The sequence below is a fragment of the Streptomyces malaysiensis subsp. samsunensis genome (assembly GCF_024519315.1).
Lineage (GTDB): Bacteria > Actinomycetota > Actinomycetes > Streptomycetales > Streptomycetaceae > Streptomyces > Streptomyces malaysiensis.
Map to the genome: position 1 here is coordinate 23330 of NZ_JANIIC010000073.1, position 22510 is coordinate 45839.

Below are 22510 nucleotides of genomic sequence, written 5' to 3' on the forward strand. Positions count from 1 at the left end.
GTACACCGGTCACCGCCCGGTATCTCCCGGGTAACTGCCGTAGCCAGGGCTTACCGCCGCGCCCGCTCCAGCGCCCCGCGCAGTTCCGCCGCGCTCGCGCAGCCGATCTCGGGGTGCTCCCGCAGCGCCGTGTCGATGATCTCCGCGAGGCGTCGTGGGATGGCCGGGTGGCGGCGGCGGATCGGGATCGCCGGCTCCTGTAGGACGATCTGCCAGGGATGCTTGGCGCGTGGGAACTCGCGCGGGGTCCTTCCCGTCAGCGTGTGGTAGATGCAGGCGGTAAATGCCCAGACGTCCGCGGCGGGGTCAGATAGAAGGTTCCGTTTGCGAAGCCCGTGTCGTGCGGTGCGACGACGTGCGGATGCTTCATTGCCCGGGTGAGCGCCACCTCGCGCAGGAACCGGGCGCGCGCCGTCTCGTTCGCCGTCACCTTCGGCAGCGTCACCTTCAGCGCCACCTCGATGCCGGTGGCCTCGTGCCGGGCCAGGTACACCGCGCCCATGCTGCCAGGGCCGAGCTCCCGGATCACCGTGTAGCCGCGGATGGCCCTGAGGTCGGCGCGGCCGCCGGGCGCCGGCTCGAGCAGCAGCTTGAGCAGGGCGTCGGGCCGGGCCTGTCAGGCGGCGCACAACAACTCGCCGGGGCGGCGGCCCGCCTCGTCGCCCAGCTCGCGCTCGCACTTGGCGCAGCGCGCGAGCCTCGGCGTGGCGACCTGCGGCCGCGTGGTGTCGACGCGGAACACAGTGTCACCGAGGCGGATCCGGTCGCCGTCCTCGAGGTCGTGCTCGGGGTAGGAATCCGCGACGGCCTCCTCGGGGGTGAGGCCCCGGCGCCGCTGGCCGGTCTTCTCGCCGTTGACGTACGTGCCGTTGAGGCTGCCGAAGTCGCGGATGCGGATGTCCGGCGGGTTGATGTCGGGCAGGCAGTGGTGGCGGGAGACGGTCTTGTGGTCGGGGTCGTCGGGTAGTTGTGGCGAACAGTCGGTGGAGCGGCCGAGGACGCGGGTGGTGCGTTCCTCGAAGACGTACGCGCCGGGCTTGACCCGGCCCTCGACGCGGGTGAGCGTGATGGTGGCCGAGGGCGTCACGCAGGATCGTCTCCTTGTGCGCGAGGGGAGGGCTTCGGGGGACGAGACGGTGAACGTGAGCGTGCCGTCCGCGGCGTCGGACAGTACGCATCCCGCTCCGCTCAGTCGGCCACCAGCTCCCAGTCGAGCTCCCAGAGCCGGATGCCGTCGTCTCCCGCCGAGACCAAGTTGCGCAGGTCGGGGGTGAGTTCGAGGTGCCGGATGCGTTGTTGGTGCCCTTCGAGCACGTGCAGGCATCGGCCGGTGGCGACCTCCCACATCCGTACGGATCTGTCATGGCCGGCCGAGAAGGCGAACCGGGCGTCGGGTGTGAATCGCACGGCGGAGACCCAGCCCTCGTGCCCCGCGAACTCGCGTACGGACCGCCCGGCTGCGGCGTCCCACAGCCGGATCGGTTCGTCCTTGGCGCCCGAAGACATGACCTGGTGTGTGGACATGGCCAGGCGGCCGTCGGCGCTCAGGCACGCCGACAGGATCGGTTCCCGGGGGCCGGTCCAGGTCCGCAGGCAGGCTCCGGTGTCGAGATCCCGCAGCCGGACCACGCCGTTGCTGTCGCCGACCGCCGCGAGCCGTCCGTCCGCGGACGTGGAGATCACGTTGACCGGGCCGTTCCGGGTGATCGTCGTGACGCAGCGGTCGTCGTCCAGGTCCCATCGGCGCAGGACACCGTCGCCGCCGCCGAGCCAGGCGTACCTTCCGTCGCCGGTGAACATGATGGTCCGCCTCATGTCCCAGTCCGGAGTCAGCCGACGGCACTCGCCGTCTGCCAGTCGCCGCCGAATGATCGCGAGTGGCTTGGTGCCCTCGCACAGGACGTGCCGGCCGTCGTCGCTCAACGCCACCCCGCCCACCCTGCCCGGGTGATCGTCGAGGACACGCGTGCACGCGCCGCTGTCCAGATCCCAGATCCGTACCGTGCCGCCGCTCTGCCCGCTGGCGGCGAGCCGGACACCCGCGGCGACACCGATCGCCGTGATGGCTCCGTAGGAGAGATGGCCGGCGTCCAGCGGCCGCGACCAGGCGGAGCGCAGCCGTACGTGGCGCGCCGAGCGGCCCAGTTCGTGCCAGGCGGCCAGGACCTGGGGCGCGCGCTCGTATCCCGGTATCTCCCGTGCGCGGGTCAGCAGGGCGAGGGCTGACCGGTGTCGGCCGTTCGACATCGCCTGGCGTGCGTCGGCGAGCAGTTCCTCGGCCAGTCCGCCAAGCCGGCTGACCTCCGCGTACTCGCGCGGCTTGAACACGTGCGGCTCGGCGGTGTATTCGGTATGGGGCAACCGCCAGCGATGCATGGGCAGTTCGGGATGTCCGCCGACGGAGCAGCCGAACCGGTCGTCGCCGTCCTCGAATCCGACGTGGTGCATTCCGTACGCGTGGGCGGTGAAGGTCCGCAGACACCGGCCGCTGCTCAGCTCCCAGATCTGAACGGTGTGGTCGCCGGTCGTTCCCGACAGCAGCAGCCGCCCACTGTCGCCGAAGGCCAGGTGACTGGCCGCGGCGGTCAGTCCCGTCAACGCACGCATCGTACGGACCTGCCGGCCGTCCCCCACATCCCACAACCGGATCACCCGGTCCTCGCAGGCCACCGCGACCATCCGTCCGTCGGGACTGAAGCACAGCGCATGCGCCGCCGAGCCGGCGGCCAGCACCCGGCTCCGGCCATCGGCCACGCTCCACAGCCGCGCCCCGTCCTCCTCGGCGGTGAGCACATGGCGCCCGTCGGCGCTCACCTCGTACTGCGAGCCGTCCAGGTGGTTGCCCTTGAACGCTTCCCCGAGCAACCACCGGCGGGTCCCGGTCCGCGGTTCCCAGACCTGGACGCGCCCGTCCGCACCCTGCCACACACCGATGCGACCGTCGGCGCTCAACCTGACCGGGCACCCCGTGGCGCGTGCGGCGGAGCGGATGACGCGGGTACACCTGCCCGCCCTGAGATCCCAGAACTGCACCGTGCCGTCGCGGCTCGTGGACAGTGCGTACGAGCCGTCAGGGGTGAGGTCGACCCCGAGCACCTGCGTGTGGTGGCCCTTGACCGCCAACCGCTGTGCGCGGGTCGCCGTGTCCCACAGCCGGAGCACGCCGTCCCAGTGGCCGCTCAGCGCGAGGCGTCCGTCGGGAGCGAACCGGATCGGCAGGTAGCCCATCACCTCGTGCCGGGCGAGCAGTTTCACCGGCGCGAACGGCAGCGCGAAAGGCTCGCGGAATTCGCGGGTGCCGGTGTGGCGGGCATCGGCCACGGTTCCGGAGGCCGCCACCCGCAGCGCCGCCCGCACGTCGGTGTCGTCGGGCCGTTCGCGGGCGAGTGCGTCGAGCAGGTCGCGTGCCGCCGCGAGGTCGCCGCGTTCGAGGTGGACTCGGGCCAGAAGCAGTTGCACCTGCCAGGAGGACGCGCCGGAGCCGCGCGGGATCGCCTCCAACCGGGCGACGAGTTCCCCATCGGTGATCGCCCCCCTACGCCACCGGAACAGGCCACCGTTGTACACGGCCCCGACGTGGTGCGGGTCGACCGCGAGCGCCTGGTCGAAGGCATGCTCGGCGTCGGCGGCCCGGTCCAGGTCGAGGAGCGAGAGGCCACGGTTGTTGAACTCGTCGGCACGCAGATCGGCGGCCTGCGAGGTGGGACGCGGATACGCCGAGCCGGTCGCCTGCTCGTAGATCCCGGTCAGTACATCCGCGATGTCCGCCATCGAGGGCGGCCGGTGGGCCGGGTGCTGCCGCAGGCAGCGCCGGAGCAGGTGGGCGACTTCCGGTGGCGCCGCGAGCGGATTCGAGGGATCGGCCAGGTAGTCCTCCAGCGCGAGACCCGCGACCGAACCAGCCGCCCAATGCACACCGCCGGTGAACATCTCCAGGACCGAGACCGCGAAACTGTAGACATCGCTGCGCCGCCCGACGCGCTCGCCCGCGAGCTGCTCCGGGGACGCGTAGCCGACCGTCATGCCCCCGGCCGCCACCAACACGCTGACACCCGGCACCACTTGGAGGTCACCCGGGGCCGTGGTGGCCTTGGACCGGGCGAGACCGAAGTCGGTGATCTTCGCGGCGCCCGTGCCGTCGAGCAGAATGTTTGCCGGCTTCACGTCCAGGTGCACCAGGTCTCTGCGATGGGCGTGCTCGAGCCCACGGGCCGTTTGGATCGCCGTGTCGAGAACACGGGCGAGGGCCTGCCGCGCGTCCCCGGCGTGGAGCCGCCCGTCGCCGATCCACTCGGCCAGGCTGCCGCCGTCGACGTACTCGGCGAACACGCGGGGGACACCGTCGATCACCCGCACGTAATGGCAGGCGCAGACGTTCGGATGGAGCCCGAGGGACACCCACGCCTCGGCCTCCCCGACGAACAGCTCCTGATCGCCGGGGCTCCGGAACAGCTCGGGCCGCGAACTCTTCACCGCCATGTCGATGCCCCAGGCGAGATGCCGTACCCGGTGCACGATGCCCATCCCGCCCCGGCCAAGCTCGCCGATCACCCGGTACCGGCCGTCGACGGTCTCGCCGGTCATCCAAACGGTCGGCGACGTAGATGCGTTCACTGCGATTCCTCATCGTGAGTGCGGCAGAAGTCGCCGTCCTGGAAGGCCCGGACGCGAAAGGCCCCGCTGTCAGATTTCGACGAGGGTCAGTATGTGACGTCGTCGATCCTGGTGTCGATGTCTCAGGCTCACCGCGGGGGTGCGGGAGCGCGCCGTTCAGTCCTTCGCCGAGATGCCCGCCGACGGGGAGGCATGAAGGATGTCCTTTTCCCAATCAGGTTGCTGAGCTGGGCGTTCTCTGTCGTTTGTTTCCGAAGTCTCGGCTCCGCCGCTGACGCGACCGCAGTTGGCCGAGGCCCGACGCATGCGGGCGGTCGAGTTGTTCGAGCAGGGACGCCTCCACGCACGGATCGCGGGAATGCCGGGGCCCGTCCCTGGAGTGTGCGGCGATGGAAGCGCCAGTGGGAACGCGGCGAGGTCCCAGCGCCGCGGCGGTCTCCGGCCAGGGGACGGCCGCCCGTGCTTGATGACGCCCAGGTCGAGGAGGTGCGGGCCGCGTTGGAGCAGGGCGCCCAGACGCACGGGTTCTAGGCCGACTTATGGACCTTGGAGCGGGTCGGGCTGGTGGTTGAGCGCGTGACCGGGGTGAAGTCGGCACGGGCGTCGGTGTGGCGGCCGCTGGCCGGGCGGGATCGTGTTCTTCGACGAGTCGGGCCTGTCGCTGCTCCCACACGTGCGTCACACCTACGCGCCCCGCGGCCGTACCCGCACGCTCCGGCACCGGCTGAGCTGGAAACGCGCCTCGATGGCCGCCGCGCCGGGATACCACGCCGCCGACGCCGAGCGCGGTCCGCGACGGTGCTTCCACCTCAAGCCGGGCACCTACGACACCGCCACGCTGATCGAGGTCCTGGAGCAGGTCCGAACGTTCTAGGTCGGCGAGCCGGTGGTACTGGTGTGGGACGGACCGGCCGCGCACCGGAGCCGGGGCATGCGCGCCTGGATGACCGAGCAGGACCGGCCGACACTGGAGCGGCTACCCGCCTACGCGCCCGAACCCAACCCGGTGGAACTGTCGTGGTCGGCCGTCCGGACGGGTTCGTCGCTCCCGCTCGACACCGATCCAGGCGGAGGGTCCACGGATAGTGCGCGTCCGGCCCGGTCGCCGTCCCGCATCGCGGAGTGGTCGAGCTGGACCGTGGCGGTAGAGGTGGCCCTAGGACGCGGCCGGTGGCGGTCGCCGTCGCGTGACGACGGGAGGAGGGCATGCGAAGGGGCGTGCTCCTTGCGGCTCGGCCGTTCCGGTGAGCGTGGTCCGGAGGTGTCCTGCTGTGCGAGTGGAGCAGCTGTGCTGGGTTCGTGATATCGAACAAGGGTCGAAGTGTCGAGCACCGTCTTCGCGATCAACCCGCTGGCGGTCGCACGCCATCGCGACCGTCACTCTGTCGCTCGGCAGAAGTCCGACGCCGTCGATGCCGCGGTACTGGCGAACATTCCGCGAACCGACATGGCCGCCCACCGGCCCCTGCCCGCGGACTCCGAGCTCGTACCGGCCATCGCCGCGCTCGCCCGGGCCCAGCAGGAAGCCGTCTGGGGCTGAGGCCAGGCCCACAACAGGCTCCGCTCGCAGCTGCGGGAGTTCCACCCGGCGATCCTGGAGGCAGTCGCCCAGCACAAGCACGGCTTGTGCTCACGGGAGGCCCGCACCATCCTGGCCGCCGCCCGGACGCCGGCCAAAGCCGTCAGACTGACAGCCCGACGCCAGTGGTTCGATCCGCGTCCACTGCGCGTCAGCCAACGGCACACCAGCACCAACGAGCCACTGATCCAGACGAAACTGCCTAGCTCGGCCTGGCCGGCGCGCGTGGTTGTGCGCGGCTGCCCGGTCTTGATCGGAGGGTGTGTCCTGCCGGCACGCGCGGCTACCGCTCGCGTTCGCTGTGCGGTCGGCTTTGCAGAAATGAGGGAGGGTGTTATGCAATGAAAGTGCGTGGTCGGATCTCGGAGCTTCATCGCATGGATTCGGGCATGTCTGCGAACGTGTGCCGGGTCGGCCAGTGAGCTGGAAGAACCGAATGGACTCACCGTCATACCCCTCGTCCTCGTCGTCGTTCGACCTGGTCGGTCGCGCCTTGCGGGACTACATCCGGCAGCGCGGATCGAACGCTGCCGACAGGTCCGCGCGATCGGAGAACGACCCGAGCGACATCACGGCCCACCGCCCCGGACGCCCCAGCGACGCCCAGGAGCAGATTCTCGGCGCTGTCAATCTGGACCGGGATCTGCGCATCACTCGCGGCAACCTGGACGTCCCGGCATTCGAGGGACTGCCTGTGGAGCCCGGGACCGCCTTCGTTGATCTGTTGCCTCCCGGGGACGTACCGACGGTGACGCGCCGGCTGCGGCAAGTCATCGAGACGGGTGAGGCGCATGTCGCCCGCGTCCAGCGCCTGCGTCGGGACGACGGCTCGGAGCTCGTCGTTTCCATGAGCATCCTGCCGGCCGCAACACCTCAGGACGGCCTCACCGTCTCCCTGATCGCGATGGCCAAGAGGCTGCACCTGTACGCGTCCGAGACCGCGATCGGGACGTCGCTGGACATCGGCGAGACCGCGCAGTCCCTGGCGCAGTCCCTGTTGGCCTGGGGAGACGTGGTCGCCGTCGACCTCGACTACGCCGTATGGTCCGGCGAGGCCGTCATCGAGCAGGCCCAGGGGCGTATTCGGCTGAGGCGCGCTGCCCTGGTACCGGACCGGGTGTGGCCCGCGGGCTACGTGACGCCCGGCGACGACCTTCCCCGTGGGGCCGCCCGTCTGATGTCCACCGCGGTCAGGCGCGACGACGTCGCGCAGGCCATCGTCATTCCCGACCGCGAGACGATCGAGCGCGCGCTCGACGGTCCACGGCTGGTGAGCGCTCTGGTCCCGACCGACCGGCCGGTGAGTGTGGCGTGCGTACCGCTGCTCCTGGACAGTTCCGAGGACAAGCCGCCCGTCGTACTGGGCGTGGCGGAGGTATGGCGGCGGCCGGACCGCCCCTTCCACGACAGCGAGCTGCTCGACCTTCAGGAATTGGTGGCCAGGACGGCCCACCACGTCGATCTGGCCCGTCAGCATCAGCGCGAGCACGCCCAGGTGCTGGCGTTGCAGCGTCGACTGCTGCCGCGGGGCCGGGATGACACCATTGAGGTCGCCACCGTCTACCAGCCCACCACACCTGACAGCGCGGGCGTTGGCGGGGACTGGGTGAACAGCTTTCCGCTGCCCGGTGGCCGCACCGCACTCGTGGTCGGCGACGTCGTCGGGCACGGCTTGGGCGCGGCCGCGGCGATGGGCCAGGTCAGCATGGAGGCCCGTGCACTGCTCTCGGCGGGGCTGGCGCCCGACGAGGTGCTGGGGCTCCTGGACGAGACCGTCACGATGCTGGACGACGCGGAGGCCGGCCTGGCGACCGGCTACAGCGCGCTGGGCTCGACGTGCTGCATCGCGGTATACGATCCGGTCAACCACCAGGTGGTGGTGTCCAGCGCGGGCCACCTCCCGCCGGTCCTCGTCCTGCCCGACGCGACCGCCGAGACGCTGACGGTGAACCCCCACCCCGGTCTGGGTGCCGAATTCGCCCTGCGGGAACCGTTCGATGTGCACACATTCGATGCGCCCCCGGGCTCGCTGCTCGCCCTCTACACTGACGGCCTGGTGGAGGATCCCGCGGTCGCCATCGACGAGCGCGTCGCCATGCTGCGGCGGGCGGTGAGCCAGGTGCATCCGTGGGACGACCTGCAACGGGCCGCGCGGCGGGTGGTCACCGAGCTGGCTCCGCCGGGCCGCCAGCGCGACGATGTGACGATGCTGCTCGCCCGTATGACAGGCCGCCGCGAGCGGGACACCGCGGCCTGGTTCCTGCCCGCCCGCGACGACGCACCCGCCCGCGCCCGCTCGTCGGCGTCGGCGCTCCTACGGAAGTGGAGCGTCAGGGAGGACACCCGTGGCAGCGCCCTGCTGCTGATCAGCGAGCTGGTCACCAATGCCGTGCGGTTCGCCACCGGGCCCGTCAGCGTGCGGCTGATCAGGACCGGTCAGGGCCTGCTGTGCGAAGTGGGCGACACCGGCAACGGCCGGCCGCGGCTGCGGCGCGGTGGCCCGTTCGACGACAGGGGGCGCGGCTTGCGCGTCGTCCACAAGCTCACCGTGCGTTGGGGGGTGCGGTGGACCGACGCCGGCAAGGTCGTCTGGGCGGAACTGGCGCGGTAGCGGCACGGGCGTTGCCGTGGCGCCAGACTCGGCCCGGTGACCGGCGCGCCCGGCCGGGGCCGGGTCACGCAACGCTACGGCGCGCGCACGAGGCGCTCACCGCAGCCGCTTCCCGCGCGGGCTACAGCCACTCCCCATCCACGGCCGTGGCCGTGAGCCCCGGCGCCGCCGCGTACAGCACCGTGCGGCTTCCTGCCTTCTGGCCGGCGTCGTGCGCGCGCCGCAGGATATCGAAGACGGCGGCTCCGCCGCGGTTTCCGCTGGTGTAGCTGTCCCGGCTGTGAGCCAGGAGCCCAGCCGGCCATGCGTCGGGCATGGTCTGCTCCATGTACTCCAGCACCCGGGTCCCGCCAGGGTGCGCGAGCAGCAGATCGGGATGCCAGGGGTGGTCATCGTCCTGGTGGCGCAGGCGCAGCCACTCCCACATCGCGGTGACCGTGTCCTGCACAGCGCGCGGCCCGCGCCGGTCCATCACGAAGTGCGTGCCGTCGGCGCGCGTCTCCAGCCGGTGCAGGTCCTGGGTGCCGGGCAGGGTGTGGTGCCAGGCCGCGTCCAGTCGCAGTACGGACTCCGGACGACGGCGGCCGGTGACCACGGCTGCGACCGCGGTGTCGGCGAACAGCAGGCGGACGATCAAGGACTCCAGGCTGTCGTCCGCGGGCTGGTAGGTGGTGCTCAGCGCCTCGGATATAACGACCAGGACGACTCGGTCCGGATCGTCGGCCACCAGATCGGCTGCCAGTGCCAGGCCCCGGGTCCCGGCGATGCAGGCCCACTGCGTGGCCGGGAGGAGCAGCGTGTCACTGTGCAGCGGGAGTCGGTTGGCCAGTGCCACGTCCAGGCCCGGCAATGCTGGTGTGGTGGAGTTGCTGGTGATCAGACAGTCGACGTCGGCGGGGTCCAGTCCGGCGATCTGCAAGGCTCCGCGTGCGGCTCGCTCGCCGTACGCCCGCACGGCCGCCCAGGCCGGCGCGGTGCGCTCTTCGATGGTCTGAGGCGCAGGTATCGCTTCCAGCGCGGCGATCACGCGTTCCACGTCCCGCTCGGTGAATCCGTCGAGGGCCAGGGCCTCCCGGGCCAATACGGGGCCGGGGGTGCGCAGACCGCTCCCGCTGGTGGGCGCGACAGCGGTCTCCAACGGCACCATCCACCTGCGGGAGGTGATGCCTGTGCTGGCGGCGATGCTGTCGATCCGCGGCAGCCACGGCGCATCGGGGTGTCGGACACGCACTTCCGCCAGGATCTGGCTGGTCTCGACGGCGTTCTCACCATGTATCACCGCAGGAGGGCACAGGTAAGCGGTCAAAATTCACACCTCTCTACACAGAACTACGAAATGCCATGGGCGCTATGACGTAGGTCACCTCGGCGGTTCGCCCTCAAGTCGGTGCCTTCGCCACCCCGCTTAGGGCGTCACCATCCGCATCGAGAATGCACTTAAACGGATATTTCTCCTGTGATCTACGCAACTCGGGCGAGTTTCTATGTGTATGAGATGAAGCACATCGCGTCGCCGGGAATGGCCTGATGCCCTGTCAGGTGTGACACCTGAGGGGATGGACGAGGTCCGCCCGCGTCCGGAGGCGTTGGCCGCGGAGATGCCCGGCTCGCTCAGTGCCGGTGATCGTGGCCGATGCCGGCTATGGCCGTAGGGGGTGTCTTCGAGTGCCACGTCCATATCAGGAGCGATGCGAGGGTGACAGCTGTTTGGTAGGACTAGTGCAGTCGCAGGTGTCGTCCGCGCTGCGTGGAGCCGGTGAAAGCCGCGGCCTTGACGCGGGGGTCGCGCAGGGCATCGGCGCCGGTCAAGGCCCACCCCGGACACCCGGAACTCTCGCGGCTGACCGCAATCGCTGCCACACATGCCCTGATGGCGGCGGGAGCGGCGCCCGCGTACTCCAGATCATCGAGGGCGAAGACGACCACGGGGCAGCCTGCGGCCAACGCGCTGACGCTGTCACCGCCCATGACGCTGAAGGCGAGGGGGAGTTGCCGCCGGCGAAGACCAGGACCGGTCCCAGGGGAACAGTGGTGCGCCGGATGTCGGGTCGGGGCCCGTGGGCCAGTTGTCGTCCGCGGGATCGATCTGTATGTCGGCGAAGGCGCCGGAGGCAGCCGCTGGGCGAACAGGCGGCACTGGAACGTGGTACGGGCGAGTTCGCTGTTCAGACGGTCCTCGGTGAGGTGGCGGCGGCCTTGGCTGCGTGGTGCAGCACGGTACCGAGGGTGCTCGGGTTGCTGTGGGGTGATGCTGCCGTGTTCAACTGGGGCCTCGGAGGGGTCAGGTGACGATGTCGTGGGAGGCCATGTCGGCCAAGGTCCATTCCTCGACTTCGGTGAGGTGGATCGCCGCTGCCTCTTGCGCGGCGGCGGAGTTCCGGGCGGCCATCGCGTCCAGGATTTCGAGGTGGCGGTGGGTGGAGCCGGCCAGGCGATGGGGACCGGTGGCCCCCAGGACTCGGAGCCAGTAGACGAACGGCTCGACGGATTCCCGGGCGGTGATGAGCCGACTATTGCCGGTGGTGGCCACGATGTCGTGGTGAATGCGCGTGTCGGATGCGAAGAAGGGCTCGTAGTCGCCCTGCTCCGCGGCGCGTAGTGCGTTGACCGCTTCGTTGCGCAGATTGGCGATCTGCTCGAGCGGCATGGTCTCGGCCGCGACTCCGGTGGCGAGCCACTCCAGTCCCTTGCGTAGCTGGCACACCTCATGGACGTCCTGACGCGTGGGGCGTGTGACGAACGTCCCCGAGCGGGGCCGGGTCTCGACCAGTCGGTCGTGTTCCAGCCGTGCCAGCGTGTCACGCACGGGCGTACGTGACACGCCGAACTCACTCGCGATGGCCTGGGGGTCCAGCCGGGATCCGGGAGCGTACTCGCCTGAGGTGATCCGCTCGCACAGGATCGAGTAGAGCTGCTCGGAGATCCGCTCCACGACCAGCGTGGTCCTGCCGCGACGGTGATGGACGGACGGTGTGGTCATGGAAAGTGTGCCCTTCTGTCCAACAGACGCTGAAAGCTGCGGCCCGCGCCGACCGGCACGTTGGATGCAGCATCTAATCGATCAGATTAGCCCTCTTGAGTGCCGTCCTGATGCGCTCCTTCTCGTCAGTAGTGGCGGGGTGGAAGGGGCGGCGCGGCAGACCGGGGCGGCGGCCCTGGAGCTCGAGAGCCGCTTTGAGAGTGGCCGGCAGGTTGGGGGCGTCGATGGCCCGCCACACGGTGAGAATCCGCTCGTGCAGCTCGAGCGCCTTCGTGTGGTCGCCCGCCTGGACGGCTTCCCACAGTTCGACGCTGAGGCGCGGCGTCACGGTCGGGATGGCGGCCAGGGCGCCGTGTGCGCCCATGGCGAAGGCCGGGTAGTGCAGGTCGTCGAGTGCGGCGAGCACGGTGAACCGGTCCCGCATCCGGTGCAACAGGTCGGCCAGCAGGTGGATGTCTCCGCCGGACTGCTTGACGGCGACGACCTGGGGGACGTCGCGCAGGAGCTCGATGGTGTCGACGGGGACCAGCGCCCAGGGGACGACGTTGTAGAGGATGATCGGCAGATCGGTGGCCTCGCCGATCTCGCGGTAGTGAACGACGGTCTCCTCGGGGGAGGGGGCGAAGACGTAGTGGACAGGCGTGACCTGGAGGGCATCGACGCCCGCGTTCTTGAGCGCGAGAGAGTAGCGCTTGGCCTGGGCGGTGGAGTTCTGGATGACACCACCGATCACGGGGACACGGCCGGCGACCTCGTCAACGACCGTCGCGCAGATCGCGGCACTCTCCTCCAGTGACAGGGTCTGGCCTTCGCCGGTGCTGCCGCAGGCGCAGATGGCCGTTACGCCCTGGTCGAGGAGGTACTTGACCTCGCCGCGCAGGAGGTCGAGGTCGACTTCGTCCTGTGCGTCGAAGGGGGTGACGACGGTGGAGATCATCCCTTCGAGCCGGATGTCCTTCACGTTGCCTCCTGGGGTATTGCCGCACCAACTCTGCGGATGTAATGTCTGATGCATCAGATGTTAGCACGGGTTCCCATGGTGGAGAACTTCACTTTCCGGACACGGTCACCGCCTCGTAGCCTGAAGCCGGGGCAAGGCTCACCGTGTCGTCCGAGCCGCAATCGCAATGGAGCGAGCATGCCCGCACCAGCCGTGTCCCCCGACTCCGGGGCCCTGCGCAAGGTCGTCACCGCCAGCGCCCTGGGCACCACGGTCGAGTACTACGACTTCACGTTGTACGCCACCACCGCCGCGCTCGTCTTCGACAAGATCTTCTTCCCCGATGCCTCACCCCTGATCGGCACCCTTGCCGCCTTCGCCACGTACTTCGTCGGCTACGCGGCCCGTCCGCTCGGCGGCGTCCTGTTCGGGCACTTCGGTGACCGCCTCGGCCGCAAGAACGTTCTGATCATCACCATGCTCATGATGGGACTCGGCACCTTCGCCATCGGCCTCATCCCCTCTTACGACAGCATCGGCATCGCCGCCCCGCTCCTGCTCGTGCTCATCCGTCTCGTGCAGGGCCTGGGAATGGGCGGCGAATACGGCGGCGGAGTACTCATGGCACTGGAGTACAGCCCCTCCTCGCGTCAGGGCTTCTTCACCTCACTGGTCCACATCGGAACCCCGGCCGGCGTCCTGATCCCCGTCGGCCTCGTCGCCGCCCTCGATGCGACGCTGCCGGCCGGTACCTATGACTCCTGGGCCTGGCGCCTGCCGTTCCTGGCCAGCATCCTCCTCATCGGAGTCGGCATCTGGATGCGCCTGCACGTCACCGAAAGTCCCCAGTTCGTCAAGATGCGCGAGGACCGGGAAGTGCAGAGCCTGCCGGTGAAGGAGGTCCTGACCCGGCGCCCCGCAACGGTCCTCTTCTCCATCCTCGCCAAGATCGCGGAAAGCGGCCTGTTCAACATCTACTACGTGGTGGCCATCACCTACGTCACCACCGAACTCGACCTCGCCAAGGGCCCCGTCCTCCTGGCCGTCCTCATTGCCTGCGCCGTCGAGTGCTGCACCCTGCCCTTCTTCGGAGCCCTCTCCGACCGCATCGGCCGGCGCAAGGTCTACATCGCCGGAGCCCTCTTCCAGGCCGCCCTCGCGGTCCCGTTCTTCCTCCTCATGGAAACGGGCCAGTTCTGGGGCTACGCCGTGGGTATGACCCTCGGACTCGGCGTCGGCCACGGCGCCATGTACGGCGCCCAGGGCGCTCTGTTCTCCAACCTCTACCCCGTCAACGTCCGCTACACCGGACTGTCCGTCACCCAGCAGTTCGGCGCCACCTTCGGCGGCGGACTCTCCCCGCTCATCGGGACCGCACTGCTGTCCGTCGGCGGCGGCCACTGGTCCTGGCTTATCGCCTACTGCGTCGGCGTCGCCGTCCTCTCCAGCCTCGCTACCACCCGCCTGGGTGCGGGCGAAGCCAACGTCTACAGCCCCGGGCCCGCCGCGCCGGCCGCCCTCGAAAGGACCTGAGCTCCGTGAACCGCCTGTTCCTGCCCGAACACGCCGCAGTGGAACAGTCTCTGCGGGGCCTGGCCCTGGCCCACCCTCACCTGATCCGCCTCCACCAACAACCGCTCTACATCACAGCCCGCCACCGGCACGCAGCCCGGCGCGTCGGCCTCGTCTCGGGGGGCGGCTCCGGCCACGAACCCCTGCACTGCGGATTCGTCGGACAAGGCATGCTCGATGCCGCCGTCCCCGGCCGCGTCTTCGCCTCTCCCCACAACCGGCAGGTCTACGAAGCGTCCCGGGCCGCTGCCGGCCCCGACGGCGTCCTGCATATCGTCAAAAACTACACCGGGGACCGCATCAACTTCCGCATAGCAGCCGAACGGCTGCGAGCCGACGGGATAGCCGTGCGCCGCGTCCTCGTGGACGACGACATCGCCACCGACAGCGCAGAGACCGCCACTGGACGCCGCGGCACCGCCGCCACCGTCACGGTGGAGAAGCTCCTCGGGGCCGCGGCCGATCAGGGAACCCGACTGGACGATCTCGCCGCGCTCGGCACCCACATCGCCTCCGCCTCACGCAGCATCGCTGTAGCAGCACGCGCCCAGACCGCCCCCTTCCGTGGCGGCGAAGCATTCCAGCTCACCGACGGAACACTTGAATACGGGGTCGGCATACACGGGGAACGTGCCGCCTCCACCGAGGCCGACACCGGCTTCGAGCCGCTCGTCGACCGCATGACCCAACAGGTGCTGGCGGCCCTGCCCCCCGACACGGCGCGCGTCCTGGTACTGGTGGGTGGGCTGGGCGCGACAACCCTCCTGGAGCTGTACGCGGTGTACACACAGGTATGCGCACGGCTGGCCGAGGATGGCGTGGACGTGGCCGGCCGACTCGTCGGAACCTTCGCCCCGGCGCTCGACATGAGTGGCTTCTCCCTCTCTCTCACCGCAATGCACGACACGTGGATCGACCTCTGGAACAGCCCCACCCGCACACCCGCCTTCCCCGTGACGGAGTTCCCACGATGAGCATCGACCAGCGGCGACTCATGCGGACGTATGCGCACAGCGTGCATATGGCGCATAACACCCTCACTGCTCTCGACCAGCTATCCGGAGACGGAGACTTCGGCGACAACCTCTGCGAAGGCCTCGACCAGGTCACCACAGCCCTGGACGCGGCCCCCACCGAGCCGGCCTTCACCATCGCCGCACGGGTCTTCCTCGACGAGGTCGGAGGAACAAGCGGTCCCCTCATCGGGCTTCTGTTCCAGGAAATCGCCCACGCCCTCGCCGATCACAACAGCGAGGCGGGATGGGCCGCCGGTGTCCGCGAAGGCCTGGCAGCAATCCAGCGAGTCGGTGAAGCCCAAGCGGGGGACCGCACCATGGTCGATGCGCTCCTGCCCGCCTCCGATGCCCTGGCCGCCGGCGGAGACGCGCACGCATCTGCCCTGGCAGCCCTCAACGGTGCGAAAGCCACGGCTTCACTGCGCGCACGCCGAGGACGAGCCTCCTACGTCGGAGAACGCGTCCTGGGAGCGCCCGACCCCGGAGCGGTCGGTGTCGCCCTGCTCTTCTGGTCCCGAGCCAAAGTGATGGAACAGGAACCCGGCGTACTGGCTGACATTCTGTCCGCCGGGCAGGGACTCATCCCCGCTGACCTCGACATGCAGGGTGGGTAGGAAACCTGGGATGGCGGTCCGCCCTGTCCATCGAGTTCTCGCGGTGGACCGTCAGCCCAGGGGAATCTCCATGAGCGTGTCAGGCTGCCTGCGTGTTCGGCGGCACCTCGGACAAGCGGCTTGACAAGACATAGCAGCCTCGGGGAGCCGCGACCGGTCCGCTGGGCTGCCGAAGCGGGGTCACCGCACGTCCGGAGGTCGGGGCCGGTCCGCGAGGTGCTCCTGGAGCTCGCGGTGCCGGAACTGGTACGCGTCGCCGGACATGCGGAGGAGGCCCAGTGCCGTGCACTCCTCGAGGAACGGCCGCAGCTGGCTCAGGCTGGGGGTGAGCGCCAGGAACACGCCATAGCGCAGCCGTACGGCATTGAGAATGGACGCCAGCGCCACGGCGACCAGCACCACGGCGAGCCTCGCGAAGGGAGCGATGAAGGCGGCGAAGCTGTCGGGGGGCTCTGCCGCGAAGCCGTTCAACGCCCAGCAGCAGAGCGCCAGGACCGGGATCCCGCTGACGCACAGCGCAAGCATGGTGTTGGCCGCATCGTCGAGCAGCGGACGCGGACCAGGCCGCCCCGGCACCGGTCTGCCCAGCTCCTCCAACCACTCCCTCTGCGCTTCCCGCGCTTCGCGCTCTCCGATGTCCTCGGGCCTCTCACGGGCCAATTCCCCCAGCGCCCGGACAGCCGCGCACGCGCCTCCGACCGACAGGCCCAGAAGGAGAGGCCGTTCCAAGCCGAGGATCCCGTGGGTCACGAGTGCCGCGGTGACGGCCGCGGGAGCTCCGTACACGGCTCCGGCGCAGAACGCATCGCGGAGTGGAGGGCGCGCGTGGGCGGGCCGGAGTCGCGTCCAGCCCGCGGCGAATATGACGCCCACCACGCCCATGAACAACCCCGTGGCGCCGGTGAGGAGCCAACCGTCGCTGCCCAGCTGGGTGATGTGCCAGATCGCGAAGACCGGCATCCACACGATCCCATGCGTGATCGCTGTCGCCAGGAGCCAGAAGACGGGAGGCTCCTCCATGGCCTCGGTACTCGTGGCGAACCCCGCGCCGATGCCCACCCCGAGACCTGCCGAGGCACTGAGGATGCAGAGGAACAGCGCCCACCTCCCCACCCCGCCCGTCAGCGGTATGACCAGCGCTACCAGAGGAACCAGCAGCCCGGCGAACCAGCGGAGCCCGGTCAGCAGACCCCGCACTCCAGGGCGGGGCAGGGAGGCTGTGTCCAGGACTGCCACTGCCCTGGCTTCCAGCCCGGCCACCACCCCCAGCCCGAGGGAGAACACCGCTGCGGTGCCGGTTGCCGCAGCCGGTCCATCCGCCGCCGAGACCCCGACACCCACGACGATCAGGGCCGTCAGGCCGACCGCTGTCCCCTTCAGCAGCGCCGTCGGCCACGGTCGCCTCAGCGGTGTGCGCACCGTGCGGATCCGCGCCAACGCGGTGCGCTCGGCCCAGCTGACGGCACCGGACAGGACCGCACCGGCCGCCGCGGCGACGGCACCTCGCAGCGTCCCCGCGCCGAACGCGACCGCCACCGCCCCGGTCATCGTTCCGAACGCGAGGCCGTCGCAGGCGGCACCAGCCGGATGGGAGCGGTTCTCCAGGCGCCGGAGAGCCGGGGCGAAGTACCACACCGCCACGGTCACGACGCCGGCCAGCGTGATGGCCAGGGCGACATGGCTGACCAGGACCAGCACCGTTGACCACAGCCCCAGGCACAGGGCAGCCAGGACGGCCTCGGTCCTCCGCACCCGGCGGACCCCGGCCAGCGGCCACAGCTCGTTCGGGACCATGTCGGTGCCGCTCAGGCGCGTCCCCGAGACGATCCGCGGGGCCCGGTTGTTGTCCTGGAGGTAGCGCGCGAGGACGGCGAGCTTCTCCCAGGTGCTGCCCGCGTGCAGGCGGAGGCGACGCGCCAGATCGGGCTCATCGCCCGACGCGCCCCGGTACGGGAGCCGCACCGCCGCCGCGACGTAGCGGTCGAGCAGATACTCGTGCAGCTCGCCGTCGGCCGCGAGGCGCAGCAACTCGTCCGGGCTGCGGACGTACTCACCTGCTCTGTTGCGCTCGTCGAAGACGATGGCGGACAGCGTCAGGTGCCAGGGGCTGTCCAGTTCGGCGGCCAGCGCGGCGGCCTCCCGTGACCCGCCGGGCCTTTCCGCGTCCTCCAGCGTGTCCAGGACGCGGCGCCAACGGTCCAGCCCCACGCGGCTCGTGGCAACCCGTTCCAGGAGGAACGCGCGCGCACGTTCCGCGTCGACGCGCGCGATACGGAGATGCGTGACGTTGGGGGGCAGGTCGTCCGTGTCGAGAAGGTCCTCGTACTCGGCCCGCCTGCACGTGAGCACCACGGGGCACGCCCGCCCTCCGCGCTTGTACCGGGCGATGGCCCCCATGAGGGACCGAGGTGCGGAGATTTCGTCCAGACCGTCGATCAGGGGGAGGACCAGGTCGTGGTCGACGACCGCCGATGCGTCCCGCGGCTTGAGCCGGTAGACCGAGGCGAGGTGCCTGCGCAGCCACCCCCTGATCTCGTCGTGGTTCCATGACGCTGCGGACAACCGCACCGGAACCGGATCCTCCGGGCCGCGGCGCTCCAGGAGCCCGAGAACGAGGCGGAGTTGGAAGACCGTTTTCCCCGCCCCGGCGTCGGCGCGGCCCGCCGCGGCGGGGGTTCCGGTGATCACCAAGCAGTCGGGCCGCTGCCACCGGTACCACGCGGCGACCTCGCCCATCGATCCGCTGACGGGCGGTTCCTGAAGGCGGGTGACCGCGGTGAACGGCAGATCGATGAATCCCGCCGGGGCCTGTCTGCCGGCACCCAGCAGCAGGTCGTGCTGCCGCCCCTCGCGCTCCTTGACCGCTCGGGCGAGGCGTGCGGCGGTCCTGACCGGCGTGGGGGGCTCCATGCTCGCGTAGATGACGCCGGTGTTTGCCACACCGCCCTTTGAAGCCACCGCGTCCCCGGTCCGGCTCACACACACGGGACCGGCCGGGCCCGGGCCATGGACCAGATGGCCGGAGACCGCGGTGCCACCGTCGACGGCCGAGGCGTCGCCGGTCCCGGTGACGCTCACCTCCGCCCCCTCGGACGCCGACGCGGCTCCCCGCTCCGAGTCCCGCACTGGTGTGCCGTCACCATCGTGCCCGCTGTCGCGCTTGCGCCAAGGGTGCATCGTGCTCGTCCTTTCCCCCATGCGGGTCCGTGTATGGAAGGGCGGTCTCGGAGCAGTCAGCGGCGCTCCACCCCGGTGTTCGCTCGGCTGCCCGGGCCGTCCGCGGTGGCGTCTCCGGTGCGCTCGGCCCGCAGCCGCCGACCTCCTGCCTCACGCGGACCCCGGACGCCCGTGGAGGCGTGCCCTCCCGCGGTGGCTCTGGCAGCTCCGGTGTCGACCGCCACATCGTCCGCCTCGGGGCCCGTCCTGGTGGGGGAGGACACCAGGGCCCAGATCAGGGAGGCCACTCCGGTGACGCCCTGAACCGAACCGCCGACCATCTGAGCGGTGTCCGGGCCGTTCATCCACCAGACGAAGGGGGTGGAGGCGGCCAGGACGGCCCCGACCGCGATGAGCGTGACTTTCCACTTGTGCGCCATGTCCTCCGTTGCCCTCCTCCTCGGAGCCGGCCCCGTGGAAGGCCGGGAGTCCCACCGGTGAACGCGCTCTCCTCCCGGACTCAGACGCTCATTGCAGAACGCCGGTTCCGGAGGGGTATGGGCACCATGGCACAGCTCCGCGGCCGTCGGGAACCACTCCACATACGCTTGCGGACAGCCTGGTGACCTGTACCGCGCGGGCCCCGGGCATCAGCGGGGCGATCGTCCGAACGGGCGCCTGCTCGCTCCAGCCGTTCCCGATCTCGTCGCCGCTGAGGTCCTGCGGGTCGGGGCGTGGGGTGACGGCTGGTGCTTCCGGCTGGTGGAGGACCGTAGGCGGCCCGCACGGTGGGGCCCCGTAGTACCCGGAGAGGGCGATCTCCTGCGACGAGTTGCACGTCCTGGGATTCTTCGCTATCGCGTTGTGGACTGCGTGCGTCGGCTGGCCTGTAGAGATTCGGCCGCCGTGAGCAGGGAAGCCCCGAGCAACACGATGTCCTTCACCAGGAATTGGCCGGCGAGGGAGAGCTTTGGTTCTCTGCGCCTCTCCTGCCATGCCTCGGGTGTTGTGGCCAGGAAACTGAGAGTTGTGGCGAATATCCCAGCAGCCCCCAGGCTTCCTAGCGCCGAGGCTCTCGGCGCGAACGGTCTCGCCGCAATCAATGATCCCGTAATCATCTCTGTTGCACCGATGACCCTGGCCAGTTTTTGTTCGCCGAGTTCGGTGAGGAGCCGTGAGAATAGAGGGCTCGCGGTGACCAAGGGTCGAATGTTCTCGACCTCATAACTTTCGAACTTGAGCCGCCCAATCGACAGGAGATTCAGCGCCAGTCCATAGCGGATTGTTGAGAATCCTGTGTTCTGAAGACCCTGGCCGACCATGGAACGCATTCTCATACGGGTGTCCCTCCACATGTGCACCGCGGAACTCCCTGCGTCTGCTCAGCGTACGCCAGGTCCTACTTCATGGCACGCCGACCCCGGGGCCTTTTCCGTATTTGCTGAGGAGAAGTATTATCTGGCGAGCGGAGCTGAAAAGGTTGAGCTTGCCGTACTTCTACCCGAACCGTTTGCGGGGCCGCAGCGTCAGCAGCGGCCCGAGGTGGATGATGATCCGGTCGGCTGCGGACTTCGAGACCCTGGGCAAAGGAGTCAGCTGGCGCAGAGTCAGGTTCGTCCGCGCAACGGAGTCGCTGGGCTACGCTGGCATGGTGTCCGAGGAGGCCGGGCCGGTGACGCGGAGCACGAGTTTGGTTCCGCCGGTGAGGCCCCTTGAGGACCGGTCGAAGGCGCCGGGGCCTTCATCAAGGGGAAGCACCTCTGTGGGCAGGTCGAGTACGCCGTCGCGGAGCTGGTCGGCGAGGACAGCGAGAGTCTCTGCGTCCGGACGGACGTAGAGATCGGTCGAAGCGAGTTCGGCGCTCGCGGCCGGGGCGTCCGAGGTGATGGAGCACAGTCGGCCACCCGGGCGGACGATTTCCGCGGCGGTGGCGGCCGTTCCGGGGGCTGCGGTGAGCGCCGCGTCGAAGACGCGCCCGACCTCGCGCGGCCAGGCGGGGCGGTGGTAGTCGATGACGTCTGTCGCGCCCAGGCGACGCAGCCGGTCAAAGGAGCGGGGAGACGCTGTCGCCGTCACCTGGACTCCGCCCGCGACCGCGAGTTGCAGGACGAGGGCTCCGGTCACTCCCGCTCCGTTCGTCACCAGCAGGTGCATGCCGCTGGACAGGTTCAACCAGTCCAAAGCCTGACAGGCGGTCAGACCGTTGACGGGAAGGGCCGCCGCCCGCGCCGGGTCCAGGCCCTCGGGCAGAGGTGCCGCGTCCGCGGCTCGCAGCAGCACCTGCTCGGCCCACAAACCGCTGTGGCCGGGCAGCGGAGCACTGTGGGCCAGCACCAGGTCACCCACGGCAGGGGCCGTGACATCCGGCCCCACGGCGACGACACGACCTGCGCCCTCCACCCCGAGGGCCGCCGGAAGGCGCAGATCCACGTCCCATTTACCGGAGGCGACCAGTTGGTCCCAGGCCCCGACGCCGGCGGCCATGACGTCGAGCAAGATCTCGCCCGGCCCGGGTGACCGGGGCCTGGGCAGCCATAACGACTGGACCGCACCGGACTTCTCGGCGACCCCGCAGGCCCGCATCCGTGCATCAACTGGCTCCGACTGCGGCATGACGCCTCCCGGGAGAATGGGGCTCGACGCGAGTATGCATCGCTGTGTTGACGCGGCGCCGGTCGCCACGCGTATCAGCTGTGAGGCGTCTCACCCCGAACGCTTTAGCTTGTGATCTAACGTCTGCTTCGATGCTCGGCCATCTGGGTGGGGAGACCTATCTGCTCGTCGTCACTCTTGGGGGCCACCCCAAGGTTATGCCGCATCACGGTCCTCATGGCCCGAAGCATGTTCCAGATCTCTGCTTGGGTTTGGACCGCAGTGGCCATCGTCTCCCCAGGTTCGGGCTCTTCGCGCTCAAGGCGTTTGACCTGGCCATAGGCCTTGTTGAGGGCTTGGTTGACCTCACTCGCGCGTACGAGTACCTCGTCAGGGGCGATCATCTGCGCTTCGGAGTATCTGTCGCGGTGGGCTCTCTTGGCGTCATCGAGTGCCTCCCTGTCGGTCTCCTCGACGCTGCGTTCTCGCATGACATGCAAATGGTGGTTGAGCGCCGTAGTGAACTGACGTGCATCCCGATTGAGCTCCACGTAACAGGTGCGTCGGAGGAGCAGGTTCTCGCGGGCCTCCTCGTGATCCCGAAGCAGTTCTATCTCCCGACGTTTTGCCCGTTCGGAGGCGCGCTGAGTGAGGAGCGATCCCCCCAGTGTTCCAGCCACACCTGCCACCGCGATGATCACAGAACCAAGATCCACAGAACCCCCTCGAAGTCGTCTGCGATCACATCACCCCTGCTCGCTGCCCTCCGGTCGGCCGCCTCCGGGCTGCGAAGCCGGGGCTTGGTCCAGCCGAGTGTCTGCTTGAACAGGCGAAAT

The 22510-nt window shown here is 69.6% G+C and carries 18 protein-coding genes and 2 pseudogenes; 7 read left to right on the forward strand and 13 right to left on the reverse strand.

All coding sequences use genetic code 11. The annotated features are described in order from the left end of the window. Window positions 1-256: 256 nt before the first annotated feature. The 3 genes from NQU54_RS40955 to NQU54_RS40965 form a co-directional block, all read right to left on the reverse strand. A complete protein-coding gene (locus NQU54_RS40955; protein ID WP_257635422.1) occupies window positions 257-502 on the reverse strand; it encodes a protein kinase family protein in 246 nt (81 codons plus the stop codon). Window positions 503-616: 114 nt separating this feature from the next. Beyond that, the gene (locus NQU54_RS40960; protein WP_257635423.1) at window positions 617-1087 is read right to left on the reverse strand and encodes an FHA domain-containing protein; all 471 of its coding nucleotides are present in this window, start codon (window positions 1085-1087) and stop codon (window positions 617-619) included. Window positions 1088-1188: 101 nt separating this feature from the next. After that, window positions 1189-4614 carry a protein kinase domain-containing protein gene (locus tag NQU54_RS40965; RefSeq protein ID WP_257635424.1) on the reverse strand — a complete coding sequence of 1142 codons (3426 nt, stop codon included), beginning with the start codon at window positions 4612-4614 and terminating at the stop codon, window positions 1189-1191. Between the two features lie 634 nt (window positions 4615-5248). Here NQU54_RS40965 and NQU54_RS40970 point away from each other — a divergent pair. The 4 genes and pseudogenes from NQU54_RS40970 (at window position 5249) to NQU54_RS40985 (ending at window position 8804) form a co-directional block, all read left to right on the forward strand. Then, entirely contained in the window at window positions 5249-5488 is a 240-nt protein-coding gene (locus NQU54_RS40970; RefSeq protein WP_257635425.1) for a transposase, read from the forward strand. A 21-nt stretch (window positions 5489-5509) separates the two neighbouring features. Further along, on the forward strand, window positions 5510-5917 hold the full coding sequence (locus NQU54_RS50680) for a hypothetical protein (protein ID WP_502362214.1): 408 nt from the start codon (window positions 5510-5512) through the stop codon (window positions 5915-5917). A 21-nt stretch (window positions 5918-5938) separates the two neighbouring features. Further along, window positions 5939-6307, forward strand: a pseudogene (locus NQU54_RS40980) (IS110 family transposase); the annotation flags it as partial. A 322-nt stretch (window positions 6308-6629) separates the two neighbouring features. After that, a complete protein-coding gene (locus tag NQU54_RS40985) occupies window positions 6630-8804 on the forward strand; it encodes a SpoIIE family protein phosphatase (protein WP_257635426.1) in 2175 nt (724 codons plus the stop codon). 121 nt (window positions 8805-8925) lie between these two features. On the opposite strand, the gene NQU54_RS40990 is transcribed toward NQU54_RS40985, so the two are convergent. The 4 genes from NQU54_RS40990 to NQU54_RS41005 all read right to left on the reverse strand — a co-directional run bounded on the left by NQU54_RS40990 (window position 8926) and on the right by NQU54_RS41005 (window position 12745). Beyond that, entirely contained in the window at window positions 8926-10110 is a 1185-nt protein-coding gene (locus NQU54_RS40990) for a type III polyketide synthase (RefSeq protein WP_257635427.1), read from the reverse strand. A gap of 410 nt (window positions 10111-10520) precedes the next feature. Next, on the reverse strand, window positions 10521-10772 hold the full coding sequence (locus tag NQU54_RS40995; protein WP_257635428.1) for a hypothetical protein: 252 nt from the start codon (window positions 10770-10772) through the stop codon (window positions 10521-10523). 313 nt (window positions 10773-11085) lie between these two features. Further along, complete coding sequence (locus NQU54_RS41000) at window positions 11086-11784, reverse strand: GntR family transcriptional regulator (protein ID WP_257635429.1); 699 nt, start codon at window positions 11782-11784, stop codon at window positions 11086-11088. Window positions 11785-11857: 73 nt separating this feature from the next. Then, complete coding sequence (locus tag NQU54_RS41005; protein ID WP_257635430.1) at window positions 11858-12745, reverse strand: dihydrodipicolinate synthase family protein; 888 nt, start codon at window positions 12743-12745, stop codon at window positions 11858-11860. Window positions 12746-12922: 177 nt separating this feature from the next. Here NQU54_RS41005 and NQU54_RS41010 point away from each other — a divergent pair, with 177 nt between their 5' ends. From NQU54_RS41010 to NQU54_RS41020, 3 genes are read left to right on the forward strand one after another with little or no spacing between them, the layout of a single operon-like run. Next, on the forward strand, window positions 12923-14257 hold the full coding sequence (locus NQU54_RS41010; RefSeq protein WP_257635431.1) for an MFS transporter: 1335 nt from the start codon (window positions 12923-12925) through the stop codon (window positions 14255-14257). A 5-nt stretch (window positions 14258-14262) separates the two neighbouring features. Then, window positions 14263-15270, forward strand: coding sequence for a dihydroxyacetone kinase subunit DhaK (locus NQU54_RS41015; RefSeq protein WP_257635432.1), 1008 nt, complete (start codon window positions 14263-14265; stop codon window positions 15268-15270). Then, window positions 15267-15926, forward strand: coding sequence for a DAK2 domain-containing protein (locus NQU54_RS41020; RefSeq protein ID WP_257635433.1), 660 nt, complete (start codon window positions 15267-15269; stop codon window positions 15924-15926). The genes NQU54_RS41015 and NQU54_RS41020 overlap by 4 nt, the downstream gene beginning before the upstream one ends. A 180-nt stretch (window positions 15927-16106) precedes the next feature. Here NQU54_RS41020 and NQU54_RS41025 read toward each other — a convergent pair whose 3' ends face one another. The 6 genes and pseudogenes from NQU54_RS41025 to NQU54_RS41050 form a co-directional block, all read right to left on the reverse strand. Then, window positions 16107-19103 carry a hypothetical protein gene (locus tag NQU54_RS41025; RefSeq protein WP_257635434.1) on the reverse strand — a complete coding sequence of 999 codons (2997 nt, stop codon included), beginning with the start codon at window positions 19101-19103 and terminating at the stop codon, window positions 16107-16109. Between the two features lie 56 nt (window positions 19104-19159). Next, a complete protein-coding gene (locus NQU54_RS41030; RefSeq protein ID WP_173963381.1) occupies window positions 19160-19522 on the reverse strand; it encodes a hypothetical protein in 363 nt (120 codons plus the stop codon). A gap of 414 nt (window positions 19523-19936) precedes the next feature. Next, the gene (locus NQU54_RS41035; protein WP_257635435.1) at window positions 19937-20404 is read right to left on the reverse strand and encodes a YkgB family protein; all 468 of its coding nucleotides are present in this window, start codon (window positions 20402-20404) and stop codon (window positions 19937-19939) included. Window positions 20405-20585: 181 nt separating this feature from the next. Further along, window positions 20586-20702: pseudogene (locus NQU54_RS41040) on the reverse strand (IS5/IS1182 family transposase); the annotation flags it as partial. 18 nt (window positions 20703-20720) lie between these two features. After that, window positions 20721-21695, reverse strand: a complete 975-nt coding sequence (locus NQU54_RS41045) for an NADP-dependent oxidoreductase (RefSeq protein WP_257635436.1) — start codon at window positions 21693-21695, stop codon at window positions 20721-20723. Window positions 21696-21811: 116 nt separating this feature from the next. Further along, window positions 21812-22375 (reverse strand): hypothetical protein, encoded by a 564-nt coding sequence (locus tag NQU54_RS41050; RefSeq protein ID WP_257635437.1) that lies wholly within the window; start codon window positions 22373-22375, stop codon window positions 21812-21814. Between the last annotated feature and the right edge of the window lie 135 nt (window positions 22376-22510).

What these genes read in the sequence shown, in the direction of transcription:
- NQU54_RS40955 (WP_257635422.1), bottom strand. Translation starts at nt 502, where the DNA reads ATGGGCGCGGTGTACCTGGCCCGGCACGAGGCCACCGGCATCGAGGTG.
- NQU54_RS41000 (WP_257635429.1), bottom strand. Translation starts at nt 11,784, where the DNA reads ATGACCACACCGTCCGTCCATCACCGTCGCGGCAGGACCACGCTGGTC.
- NQU54_RS40995 (WP_257635428.1), bottom strand. Translation starts at nt 10,772, where the DNA reads ATGGGCGGTGACAGCGTCAGCGCGTTGGCCGCAGGCTGCCCCGTGGTC.
- NQU54_RS41045 (WP_257635436.1), bottom strand. Translation starts at nt 21,695, where the DNA reads ATGCCGCAGTCGGAGCCAGTTGATGCACGGATGCGGGCCTGCGGGGTC.
- NQU54_RS41010 (WP_257635431.1), top strand. Translation starts at nt 12,923, where the DNA reads ATGCCCGCACCAGCCGTGTCCCCCGACTCCGGGGCCCTGCGCAAGGTC.
- NQU54_RS41030 (WP_173963381.1), bottom strand. Translation starts at nt 19,522, where the DNA reads ATGGCGCACAAGTGGAAAGTCACGCTCATCGCGGTCGGGGCCGTCCTG.
- NQU54_RS40985 (WP_257635426.1), top strand. Translation starts at nt 6,630, where the DNA reads ATGGACTCACCGTCATACCCCTCGTCCTCGTCGTCGTTCGACCTGGTC.
- NQU54_RS41035 (WP_257635435.1), bottom strand. Translation starts at nt 20,404, where the DNA reads ATGGTCGGCCAGGGTCTTCAGAACACAGGATTCTCAACAATCCGCTAT.
- NQU54_RS41020 (WP_257635433.1), top strand. Translation starts at nt 15,267, where the DNA reads ATGAGCATCGACCAGCGGCGACTCATGCGGACGTATGCGCACAGCGTG.
- NQU54_RS41025 (WP_257635434.1), bottom strand. Translation starts at nt 19,103, where the DNA reads ATGCACCCTTGGCGCAAGCGCGACAGCGGGCACGATGGTGACGGCACA.